The organism is Chondrinema litorale, assembly GCF_026250525.1.
GTDB classification, from domain to species: domain Bacteria; phylum Bacteroidota; class Bacteroidia; order Cytophagales; family Flammeovirgaceae; genus Chondrinema; species Chondrinema litorale.
The window spans coordinates 3808259-3831664 of the sequence record NZ_CP111043.1 but is presented as its reverse complement, the minus strand read 5'-3'; the positions used below and the strand labels follow the sequence as shown (position 1 = coordinate 3831664).

The window sequence follows — 23406 nt, the reverse complement described above, 5'->3', positions numbered from 1 at the left end:
AAAACTTATCTAGTTAGTGAAGCTAAATACTGATCGTTTTCATCTTGATGTAAAAGTTCAAACTTCCATCCTACCTCTCCAGCCACTTTTTTCATTAGTTCTGGATCAATATAAAGCCAATTAAACCAATCTCCTTTCTTATTGTTATATTCGTATTGATAGGCAATCTCACCAATGTATTTATCATCGCTAGATACGCCATCATAGTCTTTTAAATATTGTACATCACTTGAATCAAAAACGATTTCTCCGCCTTCTTTTAATAGTGATTTACATTGATTAAGTAATTCTTTAAGACCTTTAACATCTCCAGCTATGCCTATGCCATTCATTAAAAAAAGGATGGTATCATACTGCTCTCCTTTAATTTTAAAAAAGTCTTGCTTGCGCACATTATCTATGGCTCTAGCATTCATAATTTTCACACAATAATCAGAAATATCTATAGGATGCACATCCTTTCCCTGATCTTGCATAATTAAAGAATGACAACCTACCCCGGCTCCTACATCTAAAATCTTTCCTCTACATCTTTCTATGGCAAAAGCCTCCATCATAGGGAAATCATCAAAATCCCGATAGAAAACTTCTACCGGCATATCTTCTATATCACCATAAGAAGTATGTATAACAAGACCTTCTGCATCTTTCCCTTCATAATAATCCCAAAGGGCCTCACCATATACATCTTTTTCGGGCATGCTATTTTATTTTTAATTAAAAATACCTTATGTTTTTATTCTTCGTATTTTACCACAGCCTGGCAAAAACTATCCATGGTGCCACCTCTATTTACTTCACCAATAGATATACCTCCTTGCAGTTCCCAACCTTCTGCTAATAGTCTTTTCACTTCTTTTTCAACATATTTCGGATTAGAACTACTAATAATTTTATAATCAACAACTTTTTTGCTCATAATTCTATAATGGTCAATTCTTTGAATAGTATTTTAAAAAATTTCAGCCGAAAATAGTAAATCACTAATATGTATGTTAACATATTAGTAAGTTTATTTCACTAGGTTTGAACTAATTTGACTAGATATAATTTCAGCTATTATAAATAAAAAACAATTAAGCTTTAAGCTCAATGTCACACAAAAGTCTATTTTTTTTTATTTCTTTTATCTTTCAGTACTGTTTCTTTAACTTTTGTTCACAGGCACAAAACCCAGAACTCAGAGTTCAAAGCGGACACACAGCCCCTGTAAAAGATGTTGCATTTAGTAACGATTACAAGTTAACTGCCAGCGTTGGTGAAGATGGCGTGGTAAGAATATGGCATACCCAAACAGGCAGGGAGTTGATGATTCTCGAAGGACACAAAGGAAAGATAAACACGCTCAGCTTTTCACCTAGTGGTCAACTGATAGCTACAGGAGGCGATGATCACACCATTAGATTCTGGAATACACGAAATGGCACTAAAGAAGGAGTTACTTATGGACACGATGATGCAGTAAACAGTATTGCATACCATCCAGAAGGTAAAGTACTAGCAAGTGGAGGAAAAGATAAAAAAATAATTATCTGGAGGAGTGACATTGGAAAAATATTATATCAGCTAAAAGAACATAAGAAAAGTGTAAATACAGTAACTTTTTCTAACGATGGTAACAGAATGGCTTCTGCTGATGAAGATGGAGTTATCTTAATTTGGAATACACAAAACTGGCAAATTGTAAAAACTCTTACTGGTCACGATGGCTCAGTTAATTCTCTCAGTTTTAGTAAAGATGATAGATTTCTTGCTAGTGCTGGTAAAGATAAAACCATTAAAATTTGGGATACCACAACAGGATCACAAAAAAGATCACTCTATGGCCACGAAGCTGCAGTAAACGATGTATTATATACTTCTGATGGAAGATATATAGTAAGTGCTTCTGATGATAAAACAGTGAGAATTTGGGATGCAACTACTTATCGTGAAATTAATCACCTAGACGGACATAGAAAAGCAGTGAATGCATTGGCATTCAACCTCAGACAAAATCAAATAGCTTCAGCTTCAGACGATAAAACCATCTTTTTCTGGGACTTAAACTCCGACAGACAAGTAAAGTCTTTAGCTGGCTTTGCATCTTTTGTGAATGTGGTAAAATACAGCCATAACATGCAGGTAATTGCATTGGGTAATGCTGGTGGAAATATAAAAATTATAGATGCTTCATCTGGTAATTGTATTATTACACTTAGAGGCCATACTGATGCAATTAATGACATTGCTTTTAGCCACGATAATAAATTGATAGTAAGTGCAAGTGATGACAAATCTCTTAGGATATGGGATATAAAAACAGGAAAAGCCATTTTCGCTTTAATAGGTCACTCTGCACCTGTAACATCGGTTAGTTATAGCCCTGACGATAACTGGATTTGTAGCGGCAGTAAAGATGAGACTGTACGAATTTGGAAAACAAATAATTGGAAAACATATAAGATTTTGTATGGCCACTCCAATGGGATTAAAGATGTAACTTATAGCCCTGATGGCTTAAACATCGCCAGTGCCAGTGAAGATAATTCTATTAAGATTTGGGATGCCAATCTTGGAACAGAACTAAGAACACTCACCAATCATACGGCAAGTGTAAATGCACTGGCCTACCACCCTAAAGGCGACTTTTTAGTAAGTGGTAGTACTGATGAAAAAATAATTGGTTGGAATACAGTAAGTGGTGAAAAACTATTTGAACTTAAAGGCTCTTCTGCATCCATTATAGATATAGATTTTGATACAGAAGGCAACTACCTTGTAACAGGTGATAACAACAACATTGTTAGAACTTGGAATATGAACCAGAAAAAAATATCTAGAACATTTTTTGGTCACCATGCAAAAGTTAATTCTGTTGCTTTTAGTCCAGATAACAAGTATGTACTTAGTGGAAGCACCGATCAACAAGTAAAACTCTGGGATTTAAATGCAGGCGAGGAAATTCTCAATATCGTTTTCTTGTATAATGAAAGGGATTTTACAGTAACTACGCCAGACGGGAAGTTTGATGGAACAGAAGCCGGTATTAGCAAAGCATTGTGTTTTGTTCAAGGCAATGAAATTATTCCCTTACAGTCCCTGTACGAAAAATCATTTACTCCGAGTTTATGGAAATTAACCATTACAGGAGAATCAATACCAGATGCTGGAGTAAATATGAATCGAAGTTTATCACTTTCTCCAGAGGTCTATTTTATATCACCGCAATTTTTTGCAGAATCAGAAGGATACACAAAAACAAACAGCGGTGTAATTAGTGATTCTTCAGTAATCCATGTAACTATTGAAGCATACGACCAAGGTGGTGGTATAGATGAAATTAGGCTTTATCAAAACGGAAAGTTGATTCATTCTTCAGGCAGGAAGTTTAAACCTAAATCTGAGCCTGAGAAGTATAAACGATTAGAACTTGATGTGAAATTATCTGAAGGGATGAACAGGTTAACAGTAATCGCTTTAAATGATGATAGAATCGAATCATTTCCAGATCTTATTGAAGTTGCCTACAAATCGTTTGTAGTTCCAAAATCAAAAATGCATATGCTGGTAATTGGCATTAACGAATACAAGAATAATTCTTATAACCTGAATTATGCTCGTGATGATGCTCAAGCTTTTGCAAAAACGATTAAAGCAGGATCGCAAAATATATTTAAAGAGGTTGTTACTTATGAGTTTTATGATAAGAAGGCAACTGCTGAAAATATAAAAGCTGCATTTGATGAAATTATCCATTCAGCCTCAGAAGAAGATGTTTTTGTCTTCTTTTATGCGGGTCATGGTGTTATGTATCAAGATGATTTTTCAGAAGAATATTTCCTATGCCCTACTGGAGTTACCAAAATGTATGGGAATAAAAGAATTCTTACAGAAAACGGCATATCAGCCAGCCAGCTAAATGAATTTTGCCAACGAGTAAGAGCGCAAAAACAATTGATTCTGCTAGATGCTTGCCAGTCTGGTGGAGCTACTGAAATTTTCACTTTAAGAGGACCTGTAGAAGAAAAAGCTATGATACAATTAGCAAGAAGTACAGGAATCGCATTAATTGCTGCAAGTGGCTCTAAACAATATGCTACAGAAGTAGAATCTTTAGGTCATGGCGTATTTACCTATTGCATACTAAAAGCACTTGAAGGAGACGCTGATACTGGTGCATTTGATAAAAAAATCACGGTAGGTGAATTAAGATCTTATCTGGATGAGAAAATCCCAAAGATGAGTGAGATGTACAAAGGAGTAGCACAATACCCTACTGCTTACATTTCTGGTCAAGATTTTCCCGTAGTGATTGTAAAATAATCACATTAAGTTTGTGGAGCTTAATTAATTCTATAACTAATCGCAGGCTATTATCAGCCTGCATTTTTCATTAAAAACTAAAAATGGCCATACAAGAATATAGCTTTAATACTATCATCATAATCATTACTGTAATAGTAAGCTTCTATGTAGATAATAAACCAGAGCTCAAATACAGGTTTATGTTAAATCCTTATAGAATTGTAAAGGATAAAGAATATTTCCGCTTTATCACTTCAGGATTTATACATGGTGGGTGGATGCACTTATTTTTCAACATGTTTACACTTTATCTATTCGGTAATATGCTGGAAGGGATTTTTAATTACCAACTTGGAAGCAATGGTAGCTATTATTATGTGTTGTTTTATCTTGCTGCCATCGTAGTTGCAGATATACCTACCTTTATCAAACAAAAAAACAATCCAGGATACAACGCTTTGGGTGCATCTGGCGGAACTTCAGCAGTTGTACTATCTTATATCATGTTCGATCCATTAGTTTCACTAAGACCCATACTTTTACCTATACCAATACCAGGTTTTATTTTTGCCGCCTTATATATGGCTTACTCCTACTATATGACAAAAAATGACCAAATGGACGGCATCGGACACGATGCGCACTTCTTTGGCGCGCTATTCGGTGTAATAGTAAGTGTGGGCATACAGCCTAATGTGATAGCTAATTTCTTCACTCAACTGGCTAGTTGGAGTATTTTTTAGAAATTTTTTAAGTTTTTTTTGGTTTTTCTTGTGTATGTAAAAATAATATCTTTATATTTGCACACCTTTAAAAATCACAAGCGGGAGTAGCTCAGCTGGTAGAGCATCACCTTGCCAAGGTGGGGGTCGCGAGTTCGAATCTCGTCTCCCGCTCAAAGTCAAAAAGCCCAAGTAAAATTGGGTTTTTTACTTCGAGCTTTTTTTGCCGGGATGGTGGAATTGGTAGACACGCAAGACTTAAAATCTTGTGGCCGTTAGGCCGTGCGGGTTCAAGTCCCGCTCCTGGTACTCTTTAATCCTCTCTTAGAAAGAATAGTAAATTCCAAAACTTATTGAGCTTAAAAACTTGTTAATTGTAATGAAAGACACTAGATTTTAAGCTCTTTCATTGCCAAGGAATTTATTATTCTTTTATACTGATATTAACTTCAGTAAATCAACATACTATGGATAGCACTAGACAAAAAAAATATTCAAGACTTATTCAGAAAGATTTAGGAGAAATATTTCAACAAGTTAGCCGAGATCACTTTGGTGGCGCTTTTATTACAGTTACTCAGGTTAAAGTAAGTCCAGATCTTGCTATTTCAAAAGTATACCTTAGCTTCTTAATGGTAAAAGATAAGGAAGCATTACTCCTTGAAATAGAAAGAAGCAATAAACTCATAAGACAAAAACTTGCAAATAGAATCAGGAATCAGGCGAGGATAATCCCAGAATTACATTTTTATATTGATGATACAGAAGAGGTTGCTTCTAAAGTAGATTCTTTATTCGAAAATCTGGATATTCCACCAGAAGACAAAGAAGACGATAACTTAAAAGATTATAAAGGAGACATCTAACGGCATTACTATTATTAAAAAATAAATATGTAGCTAGATCGTCTTATCTATTGACAAATTCTATTATTTTTTAAAAACACAAAGTTTTTTAATAGTACATCAATAAATGCTCAGCTTTTTCAGGTTAAATGATCCTTTCAGAATAATTGCTATCTTATTTATTCTGGTACTTCTGAAATTACCTATGCTAACATCTGGTAGCCCATTAACATTATTGGAGTTAAACTGGATGCTAGTTGGTGAGCGTTTAGCTGAAGGTCATGTTATTTATGATCAGTTATTTGACAATACTGGCCCTTTAGCTGCATTTGTATATTGGCTTATAGATATCACTTTCGGCAAATCACTCCTCGCCTATCACATAATAGCCATAGTACTCATTACATATCAGGCATTTTATTTTAATCTGGCACTTATAGACATTAAGATGTTTAATGAAAAAACATATGTGCCAGCTCTAATGTATGTACTATTTGCCTGTACAACATTCGAAATGCTAACCCTATCACCAGCATTAATGTCGCTTAGCTTCTTAATTTTGGTACTCAGAAATGTTATAAAACTAGATAGCCAATCTGGTGAGCAAGAAATATTTAAAACAGGTTTGTATACTGGTATTGCCACATTTTTTTACATGCCCTCTTTTCTGTATTTACTTGCAGCAGTTTTAGGTTTTGCACTCTTTAGAACTTCTTCGGTAAGGTTATTATTAAATGTAGTAGCAGGCTATGTGTTTGTGTGGATAATAATGCTACTGTATTTTATGTATCAGAATAATCTAATTGGTTTTTACCGATGTTATGTACAATCGTTTTTCCTTAGTAAAACATGGATGTACAGCTTAAAAAACACACTAGTTTTATTCTCATTTCCGGCAGTCTTATTACTGGTTTCAATATTTAAATTAAAAACCTCAAGGGGCTTTATAAATTACCAACAAAACGGACAATGGTTTGTAGTTTTATGGACAATCTTCACATTGGTGGTATTGATAATAAGCCCGAAGTTTAGTGGTATCCAATTCATCATTTTTGCTCCTGTATTTTCATTTTTTGTAAGCCATTATCTGCTTTTGATTAGAAAAAATCTTATTGCGGAAATCCAATTTATTGCCATCTCAGCCATCTTAGTCGGTATCGGATATTCAATGTATTTTAATATTGATGATGAAAAGAATGATGCTTTCTACGAAAAAATCCTTCCTGTAAATGATAAGTTAGCAGAAAATAAGAGAATAATGGTACTAGGGAATAATATATCGGCTTATAATCACAACTCTATTGCTACACCTTTTTTAAACTGGAAGATATCTCAAAACTATTTGGGTGAGCTTAATGAATATCCGGTGATTGTAAACTTAAAAAATAGTATTCTGGAAGATAAACCAGATATGATTGTTGACTATACTGAAGATAACTTATCCGAAAAAATCTTCGACAGAATTCCTTTGTTGTTTGAAAGTTATGAGTTCAAAAAAGAAGGCTCTATAAGTACATACACACTCCTCCCTCAAAAAAATAATTCCACGGTACAAGCCCAGAATTAATTCTTCTTTCTTTTAGAATTATATCGCTTCATCTTTTTCTTAGACTTTTTGTATTTAGGTGTCCAAGTCTGCCCTACTGGTCTTTGCCTATCAAGAGACGATTTGCAGGAAGTACCCACACTGGTAATGAAAAAAAAGCAGAGGCTGAATAAAACATAGGTTCTTAATTTCATAGCGTTGGTAAATTCTTGACTAATTATTTATCTTAAGATTTTTTAATTAGAACAGTATTCAGAAATTTAGGATTCCGAATTAAAAAATCTAGTTCTATGGTATTTTTAATATCTGATAACTACAAATATTATTCTTAATCTAAAATTAATAAATCGAACATCATCAAAAATATTTTTCATGAAACTATATTTTTACAGAATATTTTGTACCCTTCTACTAAGTCTTTCATTTTTTTATGTTTCTGCTCAGGATAAAGATATAGATGCCGTAAAAAACATTTTACAAAGACAAATTAAAGATTGGAACAGTGGCGATGTAGAAAAGTTCATGGTGGGTTACTGGGAGTCTGAAAAGCTAAAGTTTGTTGGTAGCAACGGTGTAACCTACGGCTATGAAGCAACATTAGAAAGATACAAAACCAATTACCCAAACCAGAAAATAATGGGTAAACTAGATTTTGATATTATTTCAACAGAAAAACTGGCTCCTAAAGTAATTCTTGTTGTAGGAAAATTTCATCTAACTAGAGAAGTTGGAGATGCAGAAGGATATTTTACACTTACTTGGAAAAAAATCGATGGAAAATGGGTGATTATTGTTGATCACACTGGCTGAAATAATTTCATTTTTTAAGTGAGCAGCATAAGACTGAATGCAATTTTTTGCCGTTAGCATTTTAGTAAACTTCAGCTGTTCACCAGAATGAAATTTTTTATACTTTTTTATCTATTACTTTCATTTTTTACACTACACGCCCAAAATACTCCAAAATACAGTAATGAGTTTCTGGCAATAGGCGTAGGTGGAAGAGGCTTGGCCATGTCCAACACTCAGTCTGCTATTGTAGATGACGCAACAGCTGGCTATTGGAATCCTGCTGGGTTACTAAACATCAAAAAGAAATATGCCTTTTCGCTCATGCACGCATCCTACTTTGCTGGTATTGCCAATTACGATTATGCAGGCTTTGCTACTCCTGTAGATAGTAAAAGTCATATAGGAGTTTCTTTAATCCGATTTGCTGTAGACGACATTCCAGACACAAGATATTTATTTGATGCAGACGGCACGCTGAATTACGATAATATAAAATCTTTTTCAGCAGCTGATTATGCCTTTTTATTCTCCTATGCACGAAGATCACTTCTAATTAAAGGCTTAAGACTTGGAGCAAACTTTAAAGTGATATACAGAAATGTAGGAATCTTTGCTAATGCTTGGGGCTTTGGAATTGACTTAGGAGCACAACTCACCAGAAATAAATGGCATTTTGGCATCACTGCTAGAGATATTACTGGTACTTACAACACTTGGTATTTTAATCCGGAAACATTCTATGATGTTTTTACATCCACTGGTAATACAATTCCAGATAATTCCATAGAAATTACAATGCCCAGGTTACTCACGGATGTTGCTTTTAAAACAGGAATTGGCAATGCATTCCATGCACTTGGCACTGTAGGTTTAGATATCACTTTTGATGGTAAGCGAAATACTGTAATTAAAACAGAGCTTTTCTCAGCTGACCCACACGCTGGAGTTGAAATAGACTATAAAAATGCTGTATTCGTGCGTGGTGGAATTGGCAACTTTCAGCAAACCAAAGACTTTAGCAATAATTACTCTTATTCATTTCAGCCAAACTTTGGTGTTGGTATCAAAATTAAAAGTGTGGGCATAGACTATGCTATAACCGACATTGGCGACAATTCAGAATCTTTATACTCTAATATTTTTTCAGTGAGAGTGGTGATGGGTAAATCTAAATATGCTACCCCTAGACTTCAACAAGATGATTAGTAAAAAGTATTTTTTTATATTACTCTACTTTTTTATCATAAATCAACTTTCTGCACAGCAATACAACTCCTGGATAAATTTTAATCAGGAATATTATAAAGTAGCAGTAAGTGAAAATGGTATCTATCATATAACTTATGCAGACCTCCAACAGGCAGGTTTTCCTGTAAGTACAATCAATCCCCAAAACCTTCAGCTTTTTCATAAGGGCAACGAAAGAGCGATTTATGTTTCTGGTGAAGATGATGGTGTATTTAATAATTCAGATTATATTGAATTTTACGGAACACTAAACGATGGGTCACTAGATGCTACCATGTACGATGATCCATTAAACCACAATAATCCACACGCTAGTTTATACACAAATCAGACATTCTATTTTCTTACCTATACTTTAGATAATACCAAAGGAAAAAGAGTAAGTGATTATGATGGTACAACAGGTAGTGGAACAACTGTACAATATCATTTAGAAAAAGCCTTAAAATATTTTTCTTTCGACCATACAGAAACAAATAATCTAGAAAGATACTTTAGCAGTGGCCCACTTTACCCGACCTATTTTCAATCAATATCTAATCAAGGAGGTTTACTTTCAGGTTTTACAGATGATGGCAAAGGTTATACAGATGTTTATGCTGGTGGAACAACTTATAAAGAATTTTCACTAGACATAGAGAATTATACGGCTTCTGGTTTTCAGCCAACACTTTCAGTAAAAATGAGTGGTCGTTCTAATACACAACACAAAGTAAGCATTTTAGCAGGGCAAACATCAGGAGCATTAAATTCACTGAGTGACTTGAGTTTTACTTATTACGAAAATGCAGAGCTAAATACGACTTTAGCTTTTACTGATATTTCTGCAAGCATCGATTCATTTATCGTAGCTTATCAAATTCAGCCTTTCTCTCAATCAATAAATGAAATAGTTTCTCTATCGGGAATTACACTCACTTATCCACAAGCATTGGATATGGGCAGCAAAACGAGTAAAATTTTCAATATCCCGCAATCTAATGATGTCCTCAGAAAGGTAACTATTGCTAATGTTAGTAGTGATATGCGCGTCTTTAATATCTCTGATCCAGATAATATTAAAGAAGTAAATGGGACTCTTTCTGGCACTAATTTCACAGCCAATATTCAGGGAAACAACAGTGAGGTTATTCTATACATCAGCCCAGAAACTAAAAGTATCGATGATGTAAGTGAAGCAACTATTCAGCCATTAACCTATACAAATGCCAATTACGTAATACTCACACATAGAGATTTAATGCAAGCTGCTGGTGATGAAGATAATGTAATAACAGCATATGCAGATTACAGAGCTTCAGCAGAAGGTGGAAATTATACTGTGTTAACTGCTGAGATTAATAATATCTATAACCAGTTTACTTATGGCGAAGTACATCCAGTAGCAATACAAAGATTTATCGATGCATTACACCAAAATACTAATCCTGAATTTTTATTTATTATAGGAAAAGGACTATCATTCAACTACAACTACGAAAAAAACAAACCTAGCAGTGAGAGCTGGACTTACAAAAGCTTGATACCTTGCTATGGAGAACCATGTTCAGATAATTTATACTCTGCCGGAATGGAAGGAACATTTCTGGAACCTTCAGTCGCAACTGGTCGCCTTCCCGCTTCTACTCCTCAACATGTATTAAATTATTTGAATAAAATAAAAGAGCACGAAGCATTTGAAAATGATGCGCTTTGGAAAAAGAACTTTTTACATTTAAGTGGAGGTAGAACAGTTTCTGAGCACCAAAATTTATCATCTCATGTAATCAGTTTAGCCGATTATATCACAGATGAGTACATGGGAGCTGAAGTGCTTTTTAAAGCCAAAGAAACCACAAATACTACAGAGTTTATAGATATTTCTGATGAAGTAAATGATGGCTTGGGCATGATGACATTCTTCGGGCACTCATCGCTAACACTTGTAGATTTAGAGTTTGGTTATGTAAGTAACTCTATGAGAGGCTTTGAAAATCAGGGTAAATATCCATTTATTCTGATGATGGGTTGTAGTGTAGGAGATATTTTTACCAGTACCAGATCGATTGGCGAAGACTGGATTTTAACAGCAAACAAAGGTGCTATTGGCTTTTTAGGCCACAGTTATCTTGCTTTTGTCGATACGCAAAAACGCTATTCTAATGAGTTTTATGAAACGTTTTTTAGTGATCCTGAAAACATAGGCAAACCTATTGGCAAGGTAGTACAAGAAGCTGTAAAAACGTATATCGAAAATAATTCGCAAAATCAAAGAGATTGGTCTAATGCTGAGCAGTTTATCCTTTCAGCAGACCCAGCAGTTAAAATATTCAATTTTGATAAGCCTGATTATTATATAGGTACAGAAAGTCTGTATACTGAATCTTTTGACATTACTGAAAGTATCGATAGTGAAACTGATTCTTTTAAAATAGCAATGGTCGTTTCAAACTTTGGCATTGTAAATAAAGACACTTTCGAGATTTCAGTAACTAGAACTTTCCCTGACGGAAGCACCCGAGAATACACCAATAAAGAATACCCTACAACCATTTATCAAGACACATTATATTTCACCATTCCAGTCACTGAGGATGAAAAACTAAAAAGTGGTGGAAATAATCAGTTCGAAGTAATGGTTGATGCCGGTTTACAATTCGATGAGATGGATGAGTTAAATAACACAGCAATTTTGGACCTCTATCTCAAACCTAGAAGAATGGTGATCATTTCACCAACTGAGTTTAGCATTGTAAACCAACAGCCAGTTAAATTATTCGCCCAAAACACCGAAGATGATACGAGTGAACAGACTTATATCTTTCAACTGGATACAACTTCTTATTTTAATAGCCCGCAATTAAGAGATACAACTGTTACAGCCGGTCTCACACCGCATTGGGAAACTAACCTAATTAGCGATAATGCGACCGATAGTCTGGTTTATTATTGGCGTGTAAGACCAACCAAAAATACCGAAGAGTCTGACTGGACAAACAGCTCTTTTGTTTACATTAAAGATAGTCCAAATGGTTGGTCGCAAAGCCATGCACAGCAATTTACTAGCGATAATTCCGAAAACTTAGAGGTGAACCCTGAAAATGGCATTTGGTCATTTTTAGAAAAAAATATCAATTTGAGAGTACAGGCAGTTGGTGGAAGTGCTGGCGACCCGCTCGATTATTACATTTATATGAATGATTTTAGAGTTGCTGCTTTAGGCATTTGTGACAAAAATGTAATTATCACTTTAGCCATCAACCAACATACAGGAGAACCTTATACAATTCCTATCTTCCCACACTTAAAATGTGGATTTGGTGATAAAGGCGAGGCATTCAGATTATTAGATACAGATTTAAGAGCATCTAATGCGATGAGTATCTATATGGATTATATTAATGAAGGAGATTATGTTTTGTTGGTTTCAGCAGGAACTGTAAACTTTAGCAATTTTAGTGCAGCTAATTACGCTGGCTTTGCAGAAATTGGTGTAGATGTATCTAACCTTCTTAACACTTTGACCAGTGGCGACCCATATATTGCATTTGGTAGAAAAGGTGATCCGGTTGGTTCAGCACAAGAAGTTTTTCCAAGATATACAGCCTTGCAGCCTTCTAATCAGCAAACTATTACAGCAGAGTTCGAATTTGACTTAAGTACATCTAGCGGAACTATTACCAGTACCAGAATAGGCCCTGCTAAAAAATGGGCTTCACTTTATCAGATTGCATCAGAAAAAGACCAAGCAGATGAAGAAGCAAATGTTGATATTATAGGCGTAAAAATTAGAGGAGAAGAATCTGTATTACTCTCAGGTATTGAAGATATCCATACCGATTTAACTTTCATCAATGCCGATACATTTCCTTATCTAAGGCTTCAACAAAATATTACTGATACAATTGGCAAAACACCAGTACAATTAAAAGATTGGAAGGTGTTGTATGATGAAGTTCCAGAAGGAATTTTATTTAAAAATCTCAACTCAGGTGCAAGGCAAACTAGTATTGCAGAAGGTGACACTATGAGATATCAATATACTTTTAGAAATGTCTCCAACACGGCTTTTAATGATTCACTGATTGTTTCTTATGATTTACTCAATCAAACAACTAATCAAAATATAACCAGATATGATACTCTCAGCTCTTTAGCTGTAAATGATTCGATCAATTTTACACTGAAAATCCCAACAAAAGATCAAGCCGGTACAAATCGATTAAATGTATTTGTGAACCCAAGAATTTTAGCAGAACAAGTATATGAAAACAATGTGCAGGAAGACAATTTTACTGTAAGTCCTGATACAATTAACCCTGTTTTAGATGTGCTTTTTGATGGAATAAGAATTCTTGATGGAGATATTATTTCCCCTACTCCACTCATTAGCATCAATCTTAAAGACGAAAATCCATTCTTAATAAAAACAGACACAACAGGTCTTGAAGTTTTTCTAAGCGAATGTGATAGTTGTTCATTCAAAAAAATCTCTCTAAACAGTTCTAGTATCAGTTGGACATCAGATGAAAACAACCTATTCCAATTGTTTTATCAACCTGATCAGCTAAGCGATGGAATTTACACTCTGTTAGTTCAAGGTACAGACGATTCAGAAAACTTATCAGCTATTGATCCTTATCAAGTGAGTTTTGAAGTAATCAATGAATCGAGAATTAGTAATTTTTACCCATATCCTAACCCATTTTCAGATAATGTAAGATTTGTATTTACCCTTACTGGTGGTGAAATTCCATCTGGCATTAAAATACAGATTATGACAGTTACAGGTAGAGTTGTAAGAGAAATTACTCAGGATGAATTGGGTACAATCCGAATTGGGAATAATATCACAGAATATGCATGGGACGGCAGAGATGAATTTGGCGATCAACTTGCAAATGGAGTCTATTTGTATCGGGTTATGTTACAAACCAGTGGAGACCCATTCGAAAAAATCGAAACCTCTGCCGACCATATGTTTAAAAATGGTTATGGTAAAATGTACCTAATGCGATAAAACATCAATTAAGCATCTATACCATATTGCTTTAATTTGTTGTAAAGCGTTTTTCTGTCGATATTTAGAATTCTGGCAGCTTTAGACTTGTTATACTTCACCTGCTCTAGCGTTCTCACAATTGTTTCGCGCTCGTTTTTCTCAATCATCTCTTTAAGATTATTGGTAGAAACTGAGCTAGAAGATTGTGGTGTACCTTCATCAAAACTGTCTTCAACAATAGGATTGGTTATTTCTTCAGGTAAACTTTCTTGGCCTATATAATCACCAGTACTTAAGAGCACTGCTCTTCTTACTATGTTTTTAAATTCTCTAAGATTACCCGGCCAGCTATACTCCTGAAAATACTTTTTTACTTCTGGTGTAAAACCTTTAATCTTTTTATCTAACTCATTATTAGACTGAGCAAGAAAATGATCTGCAAAAACCTGAATATCTTCTTTACGCTTTCTTAAAGGCGACACCTCAATTTTAAATTCATTTAAACGATGGTATAAATCTTCTCTAAAATCGCCTCTCTTGGCAGCATCTGACAACTCTTCGTTGGTTGCAGCGATAATTCTCACATCCACAGCTTCGTCTTTATTACTACCAATTTTCCGAACCATACCTTCTTGTATCGCTCGTAAAAGTTTTACCTGTACTTCATAAGACAAGTTCCCAATTTCATCAAGAAATAGTGTTCCACCATTTGCAGCCTGAAACTGACCAGTTTTATCTGTTACAGCACCAGTAAAAGAGCCTTTTAAGTGTCCAAATAATTCGCTACCAGCAAGTTCTTCAGATAAAGCACCACAATCAATCGCGATAAATGGTTTATCTGCTCTTTTACTTTTTTGGTGAATCATACGGGAAACATATTCTTTACCGGTACCACTTTCACCCAAAATAATTACAGATAATGAGGTTGGAGCAACAAGGTCTATATACTTAATTACTTCGGTAGACTCATTTGAGATACCTTCGATAAACTTTATACCACCTTTGCTTACAGGTTTAGATTTCTCAGCACTACCTTTATCAGTTTCTGGTGCTTCGCTCTTCTTTGTTTCTTTTGGTTGGTTAAGTGCTTGTTTAATTAACAATAAAGTTTCGTCAGGATTAATTGGCTTTACCAGATATTCAAACGCTCCCATTTGGATGGCTTTAACTGCTGTACGAATATTCGCATAGCTAGTCATTAAAATAATGGGAATTTGGATATTCTTTTGCCTAATGGCTTTTAGTAAATCCAGTCCATCCATATCGGGCAATCTGAAATCCAGCAAAGCCAAATCAAATGACTCTTCAGCCATTTTCTCCAAACAACTCTTACCAGTTAGAACTTCGTTAGCTTCAAAGCCCTTTTTTTCCAAAAATTTTTTCAACATCAATCCGAATGACGGATCATCATCAACTATCAGAATCTTCGGCATAATATTAATTTAATTACCAAGCATCCAAGTTAATGAAAAGCGATAAAATGAAAGAAATAAAGGGAAAAAAATGTAGGGCATGGAAGGCAAAAAAATGATTGGATTCAATTGTGTTTTCATTTTAAATAAAAAGGAGCCGGAAACTTTTCCGGCTCTTTTTCAGCTGGTTGATTGTATGGAGCTTATTTACATTCTACATTTCCAAATGCAAACTTATTTGCATAATGAAACACATAGATAAAAGTTAAAAGCATGCCATAGTAAGAATAAATAGCAAAATAGGCTATATGAGCCATATATGGCTATTTATTGATTTTCTTGAATTATAGATTGGGTAAATGCTTGAGGAAAGGCGAAACAAAGTGGGGAATAATTCTACATTTTGTATAACAAAAAAAGCTGTCTCTCGACAGCTTTCGAAGCATTGAATAATTATGTATATCATTTCAACCTGAATCTTGCACCTGCTCCAATTACCAATTGATCTAAATCACTCACTACATATTTCATATTAAAAAATGGAGTCACTTTATCTGAAATTGTAAAATCAAGACCTCCACCTAAATTAATTCCTACTTCTGTATGAGTATCTGAATAGCTTTCACTGTAGCGAGATACTTTAGATTTAATATTTGCGAAATTAAGTCCACCCAAAACATAAGGCTTTACAACATCACTTTGAGCGTTGAAATAATAATTAACATTTAGGTTAATCGTCCATACAGAATATTTAGCTTCGTAGTTATTGGTTCTTACTTTATTTGGGAAGAAAAAATTTAGGCCGACTTCTCCTGCAAGATTATCTGTAAAATAATATTGACCTGTTAAACCTAATCCAAGTTTCTCTAATGATGAGCCATACACAAAGCCTCCTCCTGCTGTAACTGCTCCTTTTTCTTGAGCAAATGCTAATTGAGATGAAAATGTAAGTACAACGAGTGAAAATGCCAGCGCAAGTATTTTGTTTTTCATGCTGATTAATTTTAGTAAGTTTTTTAGTGTTAGGTAAAATTTTAAAATGTAATAACTGTAACGCTTACAGTATACAACTGCTTTCGTTTCACTTTTATATCTTTATATTTTAAAAAAATCTAAAAATATGAATATTGTACTTTTCGATGAAGTAGAGTTGGAATCAGAAATTCAGATGAGTGATAGAAGAATCCATCATATTAAAAAAGTACTCAAAATTAAAGAAGGAGAAACTTTTGATGCTGGCATTATCAACAAATCTATCGGCAAAGCATATTATACTCATACAAAAGATAGTTTGGTTAAGTTAAGTTATTCTAAAGAGAGTAACACACCAGTAACATTAAACCCGGTTAGCTTAATTATTGGTATTATCAGGCCTGTAAACATCCAGCGCACGATTAGAGACCTTTGCACTTTAGGTGTAAAGGCACTACACTTTGTTGTTTCAGAAAAGTCTGAAAAGTCCTATGCTCACAGTAAAGCCTATGACATATCTAGAATAAGAAATTACTTAATAGAAGGCGCCGAACAGGCATTTAATCCCTACCTGCCAGAAGTGTACATTCACGAATGTTTAACTGATGCATTTCCATTCTTTGAAGAGTATCAAAAAATAGCTTTTGACAACTACGAATTCTCTAATAGTATAGGTAAAGTAAAAGTGAGTAAGTGCGATACAGTTTTAGCATTGGGGCCAGAAAGAGGCTGGTCTAATAAAGAAAGACAAAAGCTTAGGGAACATAACTTTTCTATGCTTAGTTTAGGAGAAAGAGTATTAAGAACTGAAACAGCGTGTACTGTGGCAACCTCAGTATTATTATCAAAATTTGAAATTATCTAGAAAAAACAACTACATATATAATGGAAGAAATTGTAAATAGAGTAACTAAAAGCCCCCTAGTTACTTTGGAGCTCGAAGCATATTATCATCCAGGAGAAAGAATACTTTTAGACTTAAAAGATGTTTTGTTTCAGGGAATGATATTGAGAGAGAAAGATTTTAGAGAATGGGCAAAAAATCATGATTGGAGCCAATATCAAGACAAAAACCTGGCTGTAACTTGTACAGCAGATGCCATTATTCCCACTTGGGCCTATATGATTATTGCAACCAAAGCTGAAGCATACTGTAACTTGATTGTTCAAGGTGACTTAGACGACCTAGAGATGATCCTCTTTCACAATGCCGTTGGTGGTATTGATTTCGAAAGCTTTAAAGATAAAATGGTAGTGGTAAAAGGATGCAGTAAAGTTAACGTACCAGCTTCGGCCTATATGGAAGTATGCCGAAAGCTTTACCCTTATGTAAAATCTATTATGTATGGTGAACCATGTAGCACAGTTCCAGTATATAAAAAGCCAAAAAAGTAAAGCCAAAAAAAAGGCTGTTCAAAGAACAGCCTTATATATTTCAAAAATCAGTATCTACTAAGGTAAAGCATCCTGATTTCTGAATGAGAAAATAATTAATTCAGCCGTTGATTTCACTCCAAGCTTTTTAATTAAGTGCTTTTTATGAGTGATAACCGTCGCAGGTTTAATTCCTAAAATTTTAGCGATTTTTTCATTATCGCTTTCCATTGTAAGCACTCTCATTACTTCCTTCTCCTTCTTAGTAAGTAAACCTTTCTTTTTCTTTTTAGGCTTATCTTCTAAATCTGAAGATTGCAATACTGAAGTACTTGGCCTTTTAGCTTTTTCAGATACATATCTTGGCTTAGAATCCTTCACAATTCTGTCCAACATGTTGAACATAAAAGTTTCGTCTTCTTCGAAAGTGATGTATTCTGAAATACCTTCTTCTTCCATTTGGTCCAAAAGAATGTTGTTTACATCCATAGTCAGCATAACTATTTTTGCATTCTTATTCTTTTGTTTGATTGATCGAACTGCTTCTAATCCTCCAATATCCGGTAGATTTGCATCTATCAATGCAAGATCAGGAACATTTTGATTAATTAAATGAATTAGCTCTTTTCCTGTAGAAACAGTACCAATTACCTTATACTTATCACTTGATTCGATAAGTGTAGATAATGAGTCTGAAATGAGCTTGAATTCATGTGCAATAACTACTTTTGTTTTTACTCTAGCCATTTTCTTTTTAAAAATTTATGTTAATAGTTGCTCTAAAAAAATTGATTCTAAAAACACATGAATCACATTAATCAACAATTAATGTTGACAAATGATTACTAATTGGTAGTATAGTTATTTATTTCAATTTGACAATTATTGGGTAAATAAAGCAAATTTGCAGTAAATAGCAAAATATTGGTTTTAAATATTCCATAACAGATTTTTAAATAAATAAAAATTTCAAAAATTTCACGCATCATAATCATGGATTATTAATAAAAATATATTTTGTACTATGTTACATGGCAAAGTCTTACATTCATTTTTTAACCAATAATAATGATTTTAAAAAGGCATATTTTGATTCTATTCAAAGATTCAAAAAACCTTTTTATATAATTATTCTACCAAAAAGTTATCAGATTCATATTCTAATTTTTCACTCCCACACAAAACCTATCTTTTCCTCTAAAATCTTTCAGCAATTCCACCTCAACAAAATTATTCTGTTTTAAGAGGAGTGTCATTTCTTTGCCGAATTGTTCATTAATTTCAAAAAAAAGCCTCCCATATTGCTTCAAATGTGAAGTAGCAAAATTAATAATCGCTTTATAAAAAAGTAAATAATTTTCATTTTCCACAAAAAGTGCGAGATGTGGATCAAAATTCAATACATTTTCTCGCATTTTTTCCTTTTCCAGTTGGGTAACATATGGAGGATTACTCACAATAATATCAAAAAAAGGTAATTTTTCTTCGATATTTTTAAGTATATCTGCTTGTATAAATTCAACATTAGCCTTCAGTGTTTTTGCATTATTCCTAGCTACCTCTAATGCTCTTTCACTTACATCCATTGCAAAAACATTTGATTCGCTTACATACTTTTTTATCGCAATTGCTATACAACCTGACCCTGTACCAATATCAAGTATATTTGCATTATTACTTTCTTCTGCATGCAGAGCATCTATCACTTTCTGGGTAAGTTCTTCAGTCTCTGGTCTGGGGATTAGCACATCTTTGCTTACTTGAACCTCAAAACCTAAGAATTCTGTTTTGCCAACGATGTGTTGTATAGGCTCCTGTAGAGCCAATCTGCGAAGGTATTCTACTAGTTTCTCTTCATCAAAGTCTGGTAAAGACTTATTTTTTAATATATCTAACTTAGTAATATCAAAAGCATCTTCTAGAAGAATATATGCTATTTGCCTGGCTTCTTGCTCAGGATAAACACTTACCAAATTTTCTTTTATAAATCTAAAAATACTCTCAGCTGATTTTCTCAAAACTTCTTTCTTCTCAAAATCCATATACAGTAAATCCACCATCTACAGCTATACATTGCCCTGTAATAAACCCAGCAATAGGCAAACACAAAAACGTAACTAAGCCAGCTACCTCAAAAGTTCCCCCTATTCTGCCTAAAGGCGTTCTTTCAATAACATTATTAAAGTAGCTTTTGTTTTCGAGAACTGACCTTGCAAGTGGAGTATCTATATACCAAGGTGCTACAGAGTTAACTCTTATATTATCTTTCGCCCACTCTACCGCCAAATTTTTAGTAAGTTGATCCATTGCAGCTTTTGTCATAGCGTAAACTGTACCCGTTCGCAAATGGGTTTGCCCAGCTACAGAAGATATAAAAACTACATTACCTGTTTCACTTTTCTTTAATAACTCATGACAACGCATTGTTAAATTAAATGATGAAAGCAGGTTTGTTTGAAAAATATGCTGAATTTCACTGTCTTCATATTCTAAAGCAGGTTTTCTAATGTTCGTTCCTACATTGTTAACAAGGATATCTAACTTGCCAAAATCTACCTTAATAAAGTCTATTACTTTATTTATATCATCTTTATTATTAACATCTGCTTGAAAACCTTCGATTTTTTGATCTGGAAATAGAGTTTTAAAATTGGCTAATTGTTCGTCTACAGTTTGTTTATCTCTAGCTACAAAAACCACATTTGCCTGTTTTCCTAACAACTCTTCTACAATAGCTTTACCTATTCCCTTTGTTCCGCCAGTTATCAATGCAACTTTACCCTTCAGTGTCCAACGATCCATCATTATCTAGTTTTTGAAAGTTTCTATTGATGTTAAATCCGATATTGTCAAGCAAAATTTTTCCCTTCAATGTTTTATCAAATACAAATCGAATTTTTCCTATAGATTTTAAATCAAATTCTGGATTTAACTTTAAAAAATCAAAAACAGGGAAAAAATATGTTTGATAATGCAAATTAACAGGATTTTTATCTAACCATGCTATTTTGTAAGCAGTCTTTTGCATTGGAACAGCCGCTTTGCCAATATTTTTAAAAGATATTTTATTAATTACCCCAATTGTGTCTACAAACTCTATAGAAAAATCAAAGTCACTGGAAATGTTAGCTGAGTTTCCTAAATCGTGTTCAGGACTAGCATTTTCACTCATATGGATTAATGAAAAAGTAAAAATTGAGTGATTATCTAAATTACTTAATATGTTTTCTGTTTCCGATTGAATATTTAATTCGTATGCAGAGGTTGAGTCTTTTTTTACTGTACTTCCCAAAGATTGCCAACTTTCGCTGTTCCAAGCGATAACCACTCCTTTATTAGTTCCAGAACCTAATTCAGCAGAAAGCGGTATTTCTTCCCAAACTTTTAAATTATTAGAACTGATTGAAATACTCTCACTTGTGCCTGTTAAAGGATTTTCATCTTCATCAAAATTAGTAAGAGAGATATATGAGTTATCTTCAAACTGATTGTAATAAACACCTTTAGCATCTTCGCCAAGTAAATTATAAGTATTTTGGAAAACCGGCTTATAAAAGTTCGTTTGTGTATATACCAAATTCATAAATGCTTCTACTAATTTACTTGTAAACTCACGCTGATTCTTACCACTCATTACCGCTGCCTGATTGATAAGCCAGTTAAATGGAGGTCGATTATCTCTACCATCCAAAGACTCATTAAAATGTGAATAATTTCCTTTGTGTACATATATATCATCTTTAAAATGATAATTTAATGTATCTATAAATTCTACATTCTGAAATTGGACATCTCTATTTTTTTCATCTAAAGTATTATAGCCACCACTAACAGATAAGTAGTTAATATCTTTAAGTTTTGAGTTAGAAAAATCAGAAAAATGTTGGGGAGAGAAGGCAATTATGTTTCCAATTGTAAAATTGGTATCAACCTCTTTATTTGCATTTGATGGCAATCTGTTTATTCTGTTATATTTTGCAAGCTGCCAGCTTACAAGTGATCCTTCACCATGCCCTATTAAAGTAATTGCAGCAGTTGTATCTATTTTATTATACAAATCATGTCCGCTTTCTGCATTCCACTTTTTATATGCTTCTAAGTGTTTAAGAATTACTATGCTTTTTGCTTTAATTCTTTCGTGTTGAGGCATTTTAAGCCAAAAGAAATTAAAAAAATTAAGATCAACAGATACAGCAATATAACCTAATCCGGCAAGTCTTTCCGATAGGTAATTAAAACCATCTTCAGCGCCTTTGGCAATATTTTCTTGACCATGGACTACAAAAACTAAAGGATGCTGTAAAGTATCAGATTCGGGCATCCAAACATTTGCATTAATAGGTATATTTTTAGCATTAAATCCCCAAAACCACTCATAAATGCTATTAAAATATTTTTGCTCTGTTGGCAACCATGCACTCAAATCAAATGATTCGCTTTTAAAAGCAACACCTTCTTTATAGGTTGATCTATTAATGTCTTCACCAGAACCGTAATAAAAAGCCTTAACTCTAAACTCGTTATCTTGTGCTAAGCCTGCCTTAATTTTAGCTTGTTGTAACTTTTCTAGATTAGGCTTAAATGTTTGTTGATCTTCAATAGAAATACCTCCAAGTAAATAATAGGCTCCAATATCAATCAGAATAATTAAAAAAAAGAGTAATCGCGCTATCAAGCGCTTATTATGTTTTATAAATCTTAACCTACCAGAAATAAATGCCCAAACAAGTCCAACAAAGAAGCCCTGCATTAATATAAATAGCAGAGTTAAAAAAAAGAGAATATCTAAAACCAGATCATTACGGGAGATTAATAAAACTAATAAAGTAAAAAAAACAGCTCCAAAAGTAACCCAGTAAAATTTAGGAAATTTATAAGTTATGTTTAATAATAGGTAACTAATAAAAGCACCTATTATTAAAGAAAAAAGGGCTATTACTAAGCCCATAAAACCATCTGCAAACTCTCCTAGCCCTGTTTTAAAAAAAATACCAAATAATACAGCTACTATCAAAGTAGTGAGAATAACGCCAATGGTATTTACTCCCCAAGCATCTCGGTCAAAAATGCTATTCTCATCACTAGCAGAAAACTTATTATAATCAGGCATACTTAATTAATGTAGGTAGGATAAATGGACTTTTGTTGTAAGTTTTAAATTTAATTTAAACTATAGTAAAATTATGACTTTGTTAAAGAAGCCTAACCATTTTAAAAATCAGGCTTA

General features: G+C 33.7%; 18 protein-coding genes and 2 tRNA genes. 11 read left to right on the top strand and 9 right to left on the bottom strand.

Annotated features, from left to right (window positions below):
- Nucleotides 1–5: 5 nt before the first annotated feature.
- Both OQ292_RS15840 and OQ292_RS15835 read right to left on the bottom strand, forming a co-directional pair.
- On the bottom strand, nucleotides 6–701 hold the full coding sequence (locus OQ292_RS15840; RefSeq protein WP_284683115.1) for a class I SAM-dependent methyltransferase: 696 nt from the start codon (nucleotides 699–701) through the stop codon (nucleotides 6–8).
- Between the two features lie 35 nt (nucleotides 702–736).
- A complete protein-coding gene (locus tag OQ292_RS15835) occupies nucleotides 737–919 on the bottom strand; it encodes a DUF1737 domain-containing protein (RefSeq protein WP_284683114.1) in 183 nt (60 codons plus the stop codon).
- 173 nt (nucleotides 920–1092) lie between these two features.
- On the opposite strand from OQ292_RS15835, the gene OQ292_RS15830 reads away from it, so the two are divergent.
- From OQ292_RS15830 to OQ292_RS15805, 6 genes are all read left to right on the top strand, one after another.
- Nucleotides 1093–4305, top strand: coding sequence for a WD40 domain-containing protein (locus OQ292_RS15830; RefSeq protein WP_284683113.1), 3213 nt, complete (start codon nucleotides 1093–1095; stop codon nucleotides 4303–4305).
- 83 nt (nucleotides 4306–4388) lie between these two features.
- Nucleotides 4389–5030, top strand: coding sequence for a rhomboid family intramembrane serine protease (locus OQ292_RS15825; RefSeq protein ID WP_284683112.1), 642 nt, complete (start codon nucleotides 4389–4391; stop codon nucleotides 5028–5030).
- Nucleotides 5031–5110: 80 nt separating this feature from the next.
- Nucleotides 5111–5183: transfer RNA gene (locus OQ292_RS15820), tRNA-Gly, on the top strand.
- Between the two features lie 51 nt (nucleotides 5184–5234).
- Nucleotides 5235–5318: transfer RNA gene (locus OQ292_RS15815), tRNA-Leu, on the top strand.
- Between the two features lie 158 nt (nucleotides 5319–5476).
- Nucleotides 5477–5875, top strand: a complete 399-nt coding sequence (gene rbfA, locus OQ292_RS15810; protein ID WP_284683111.1) for a 30S ribosome-binding factor RbfA — start codon at nucleotides 5477–5479, stop codon at nucleotides 5873–5875.
- A gap of 106 nt (nucleotides 5876–5981) precedes the next feature.
- A complete protein-coding gene (locus OQ292_RS15805; RefSeq protein WP_284683110.1) occupies nucleotides 5982–7421 on the top strand; it encodes a hypothetical protein in 1440 nt (479 codons plus the stop codon).
- Here OQ292_RS15805 and OQ292_RS15800 read toward each other — a convergent pair.
- Nucleotides 7418–7594, bottom strand: a complete 177-nt coding sequence (locus OQ292_RS15800; protein ID WP_284683109.1) for a hypothetical protein — start codon at nucleotides 7592–7594, stop codon at nucleotides 7418–7420. The two genes, OQ292_RS15805 and OQ292_RS15800, sit on opposite strands and share 4 nt — an antisense overlap.
- A 178-nt stretch (nucleotides 7595–7772) precedes the next feature.
- Between OQ292_RS15800 and OQ292_RS15795 the strand changes: the two genes are divergently transcribed.
- The 3 genes from OQ292_RS15795 (at nucleotide 7773) to porU2 (ending at nucleotide 14439) form a co-directional block, all read left to right on the top strand.
- Nucleotides 7773–8210, top strand: coding sequence for a YybH family protein (locus OQ292_RS15795; protein WP_284683108.1), 438 nt, complete (start codon nucleotides 7773–7775; stop codon nucleotides 8208–8210).
- An 87-nt stretch (nucleotides 8211–8297) separates the two neighbouring features.
- The gene (locus tag OQ292_RS15790; protein ID WP_284683107.1) at nucleotides 8298–9398 is read left to right on the top strand and encodes a putative type IX sorting system protein PorV2; all 1101 of its coding nucleotides are present in this window, start codon (nucleotides 8298–8300) and stop codon (nucleotides 9396–9398) included.
- Nucleotides 9391–14439 carry a putative type IX secretion system sortase PorU2 gene (gene porU2, locus OQ292_RS15785; protein WP_284683106.1) on the top strand — a complete coding sequence of 1683 codons (5049 nt, stop codon included), beginning with the start codon at nucleotides 9391–9393 and terminating at the stop codon, nucleotides 14437–14439. The genes OQ292_RS15790 and porU2 overlap by 8 nt, the downstream gene beginning before the upstream one ends.
- Before the next feature lie 8 nt (nucleotides 14440–14447).
- Here porU2 and OQ292_RS15780 read toward each other — a convergent pair whose 3' ends face one another.
- Nucleotides 14448–15854 carry a sigma-54-dependent transcriptional regulator gene (locus OQ292_RS15780; RefSeq protein ID WP_284683105.1) on the bottom strand — a complete coding sequence of 469 codons (1407 nt, stop codon included), beginning with the start codon at nucleotides 15852–15854 and terminating at the stop codon, nucleotides 14448–14450.
- A 441-nt stretch (nucleotides 15855–16295) separates the two neighbouring features.
- Complete coding sequence (locus tag OQ292_RS15775; protein ID WP_284683104.1) at nucleotides 16296–16826, bottom strand: OmpW family outer membrane protein; 531 nt, start codon at nucleotides 16824–16826, stop codon at nucleotides 16296–16298.
- 127 nt (nucleotides 16827–16953) lie between these two features.
- On the opposite strand from OQ292_RS15775, the gene OQ292_RS15770 reads away from it, so the two are divergent.
- Both OQ292_RS15770 and OQ292_RS15765 read left to right on the top strand, forming a co-directional pair.
- On the top strand, nucleotides 16954–17670 hold the full coding sequence (locus tag OQ292_RS15770; RefSeq protein WP_284683103.1) for a 16S rRNA (uracil(1498)-N(3))-methyltransferase: 717 nt from the start codon (nucleotides 16954–16956) through the stop codon (nucleotides 17668–17670).
- 20 nt (nucleotides 17671–17690) lie between these two features.
- On the top strand, nucleotides 17691–18200 hold the full coding sequence (locus OQ292_RS15765) for a DUF2480 family protein (protein ID WP_284683102.1): 510 nt from the start codon (nucleotides 17691–17693) through the stop codon (nucleotides 18198–18200).
- A gap of 57 nt (nucleotides 18201–18257) precedes the next feature.
- On the opposite strand, the gene OQ292_RS15760 is transcribed toward OQ292_RS15765, so the two are convergent.
- From OQ292_RS15760 to OQ292_RS15745, 4 genes are all read right to left on the bottom strand, one after another.
- The gene (locus tag OQ292_RS15760; RefSeq protein ID WP_284683101.1) at nucleotides 18258–18926 is read right to left on the bottom strand and encodes a response regulator transcription factor; all 669 of its coding nucleotides are present in this window, start codon (nucleotides 18924–18926) and stop codon (nucleotides 18258–18260) included.
- A 413-nt stretch (nucleotides 18927–19339) separates the two neighbouring features.
- Nucleotides 19340–20239 (bottom strand): peptide chain release factor N(5)-glutamine methyltransferase, encoded by a 900-nt coding sequence (prmC, locus tag OQ292_RS15755; protein ID WP_284683100.1) that lies wholly within the window; start codon nucleotides 20237–20239, stop codon nucleotides 19340–19342.
- A complete protein-coding gene (locus OQ292_RS15750) occupies nucleotides 20211–20984 on the bottom strand; it encodes an SDR family oxidoreductase (RefSeq protein ID WP_284683099.1) in 774 nt (257 codons plus the stop codon). The genes prmC and OQ292_RS15750 overlap by 29 nt, the downstream gene beginning before the upstream one ends.
- Nucleotides 20956–23289, bottom strand: coding sequence for a TIGR04086 family membrane protein (locus OQ292_RS15745; RefSeq protein ID WP_284683098.1), 2334 nt, complete (start codon nucleotides 23287–23289; stop codon nucleotides 20956–20958). Before OQ292_RS15745 ends, OQ292_RS15750 begins: the two co-directional genes overlap by 29 nt.
- Nucleotides 23290–23406 lie beyond the last annotated feature (117 nt).

Coding starts and splice junctions, on each gene's coding strand:
- OQ292_RS15775 (WP_284683104.1), bottom strand. CDS start 16,826: ATGAAAAACAAAATACTTGCGCTGGCATTTTCACTCGTTGTACTTACA.
- OQ292_RS15770 (WP_284683103.1), top strand. CDS start 16,954: ATGAATATTGTACTTTTCGATGAAGTAGAGTTGGAATCAGAAATTCAG.
- OQ292_RS15825 (WP_284683112.1), top strand. CDS start 4,389: ATGGCCATACAAGAATATAGCTTTAATACTATCATCATAATCATTACT.
- OQ292_RS15795 (WP_284683108.1), top strand. CDS start 7,773: ATGAAACTATATTTTTACAGAATATTTTGTACCCTTCTACTAAGTCTT.
- prmC (WP_284683100.1), bottom strand. CDS start 20,239: ATGGTGGATTTACTGTATATGGATTTTGAGAAGAAAGAAGTTTTGAGA.
- OQ292_RS15790 (WP_284683107.1), top strand. CDS start 8,298: ATGAAATTTTTTATACTTTTTTATCTATTACTTTCATTTTTTACACTA.
- rbfA (WP_284683111.1), top strand. CDS start 5,477: ATGGATAGCACTAGACAAAAAAAATATTCAAGACTTATTCAGAAAGAT.
- porU2 (WP_284683106.1), top strand. CDS start 9,391: ATGATTAGTAAAAAGTATTTTTTTATATTACTCTACTTTTTTATCATA.
- OQ292_RS15765 (WP_284683102.1), top strand. CDS start 17,691: ATGGAAGAAATTGTAAATAGAGTAACTAAAAGCCCCCTAGTTACTTTG.
- OQ292_RS15830 (WP_284683113.1), top strand. CDS start 1,093: ATGTCACACAAAAGTCTATTTTTTTTTATTTCTTTTATCTTTCAGTAC.
- OQ292_RS15750 (WP_284683099.1), bottom strand. CDS start 20,984: ATGATGGATCGTTGGACACTGAAGGGTAAAGTTGCATTGATAACTGGC.
- OQ292_RS15840 (WP_284683115.1), bottom strand. CDS start 701: ATGCCCGAAAAAGATGTATATGGTGAGGCCCTTTGGGATTATTATGAA.
- OQ292_RS15835 (WP_284683114.1), bottom strand. CDS start 919: ATGAGCAAAAAAGTTGTTGATTATAAAATTATTAGTAGTTCTAATCCG.
- OQ292_RS15805 (WP_284683110.1), top strand. CDS start 5,982: ATGCTCAGCTTTTTCAGGTTAAATGATCCTTTCAGAATAATTGCTATC.
- OQ292_RS15760 (WP_284683101.1), bottom strand. CDS start 18,926: ATGGCTAGAGTAAAAACAAAAGTAGTTATTGCACATGAATTCAAGCTC.
- OQ292_RS15745 (WP_284683098.1), bottom strand. CDS start 23,289: ATGCCTGATTATAATAAGTTTTCTGCTAGTGATGAGAATAGCATTTTT.
- OQ292_RS15800 (WP_284683109.1), bottom strand. CDS start 7,594: ATGAAATTAAGAACCTATGTTTTATTCAGCCTCTGCTTTTTTTTCATT.
- OQ292_RS15780 (WP_284683105.1), bottom strand. CDS start 15,854: ATGCCGAAGATTCTGATAGTTGATGATGATCCGTCATTCGGATTGATG.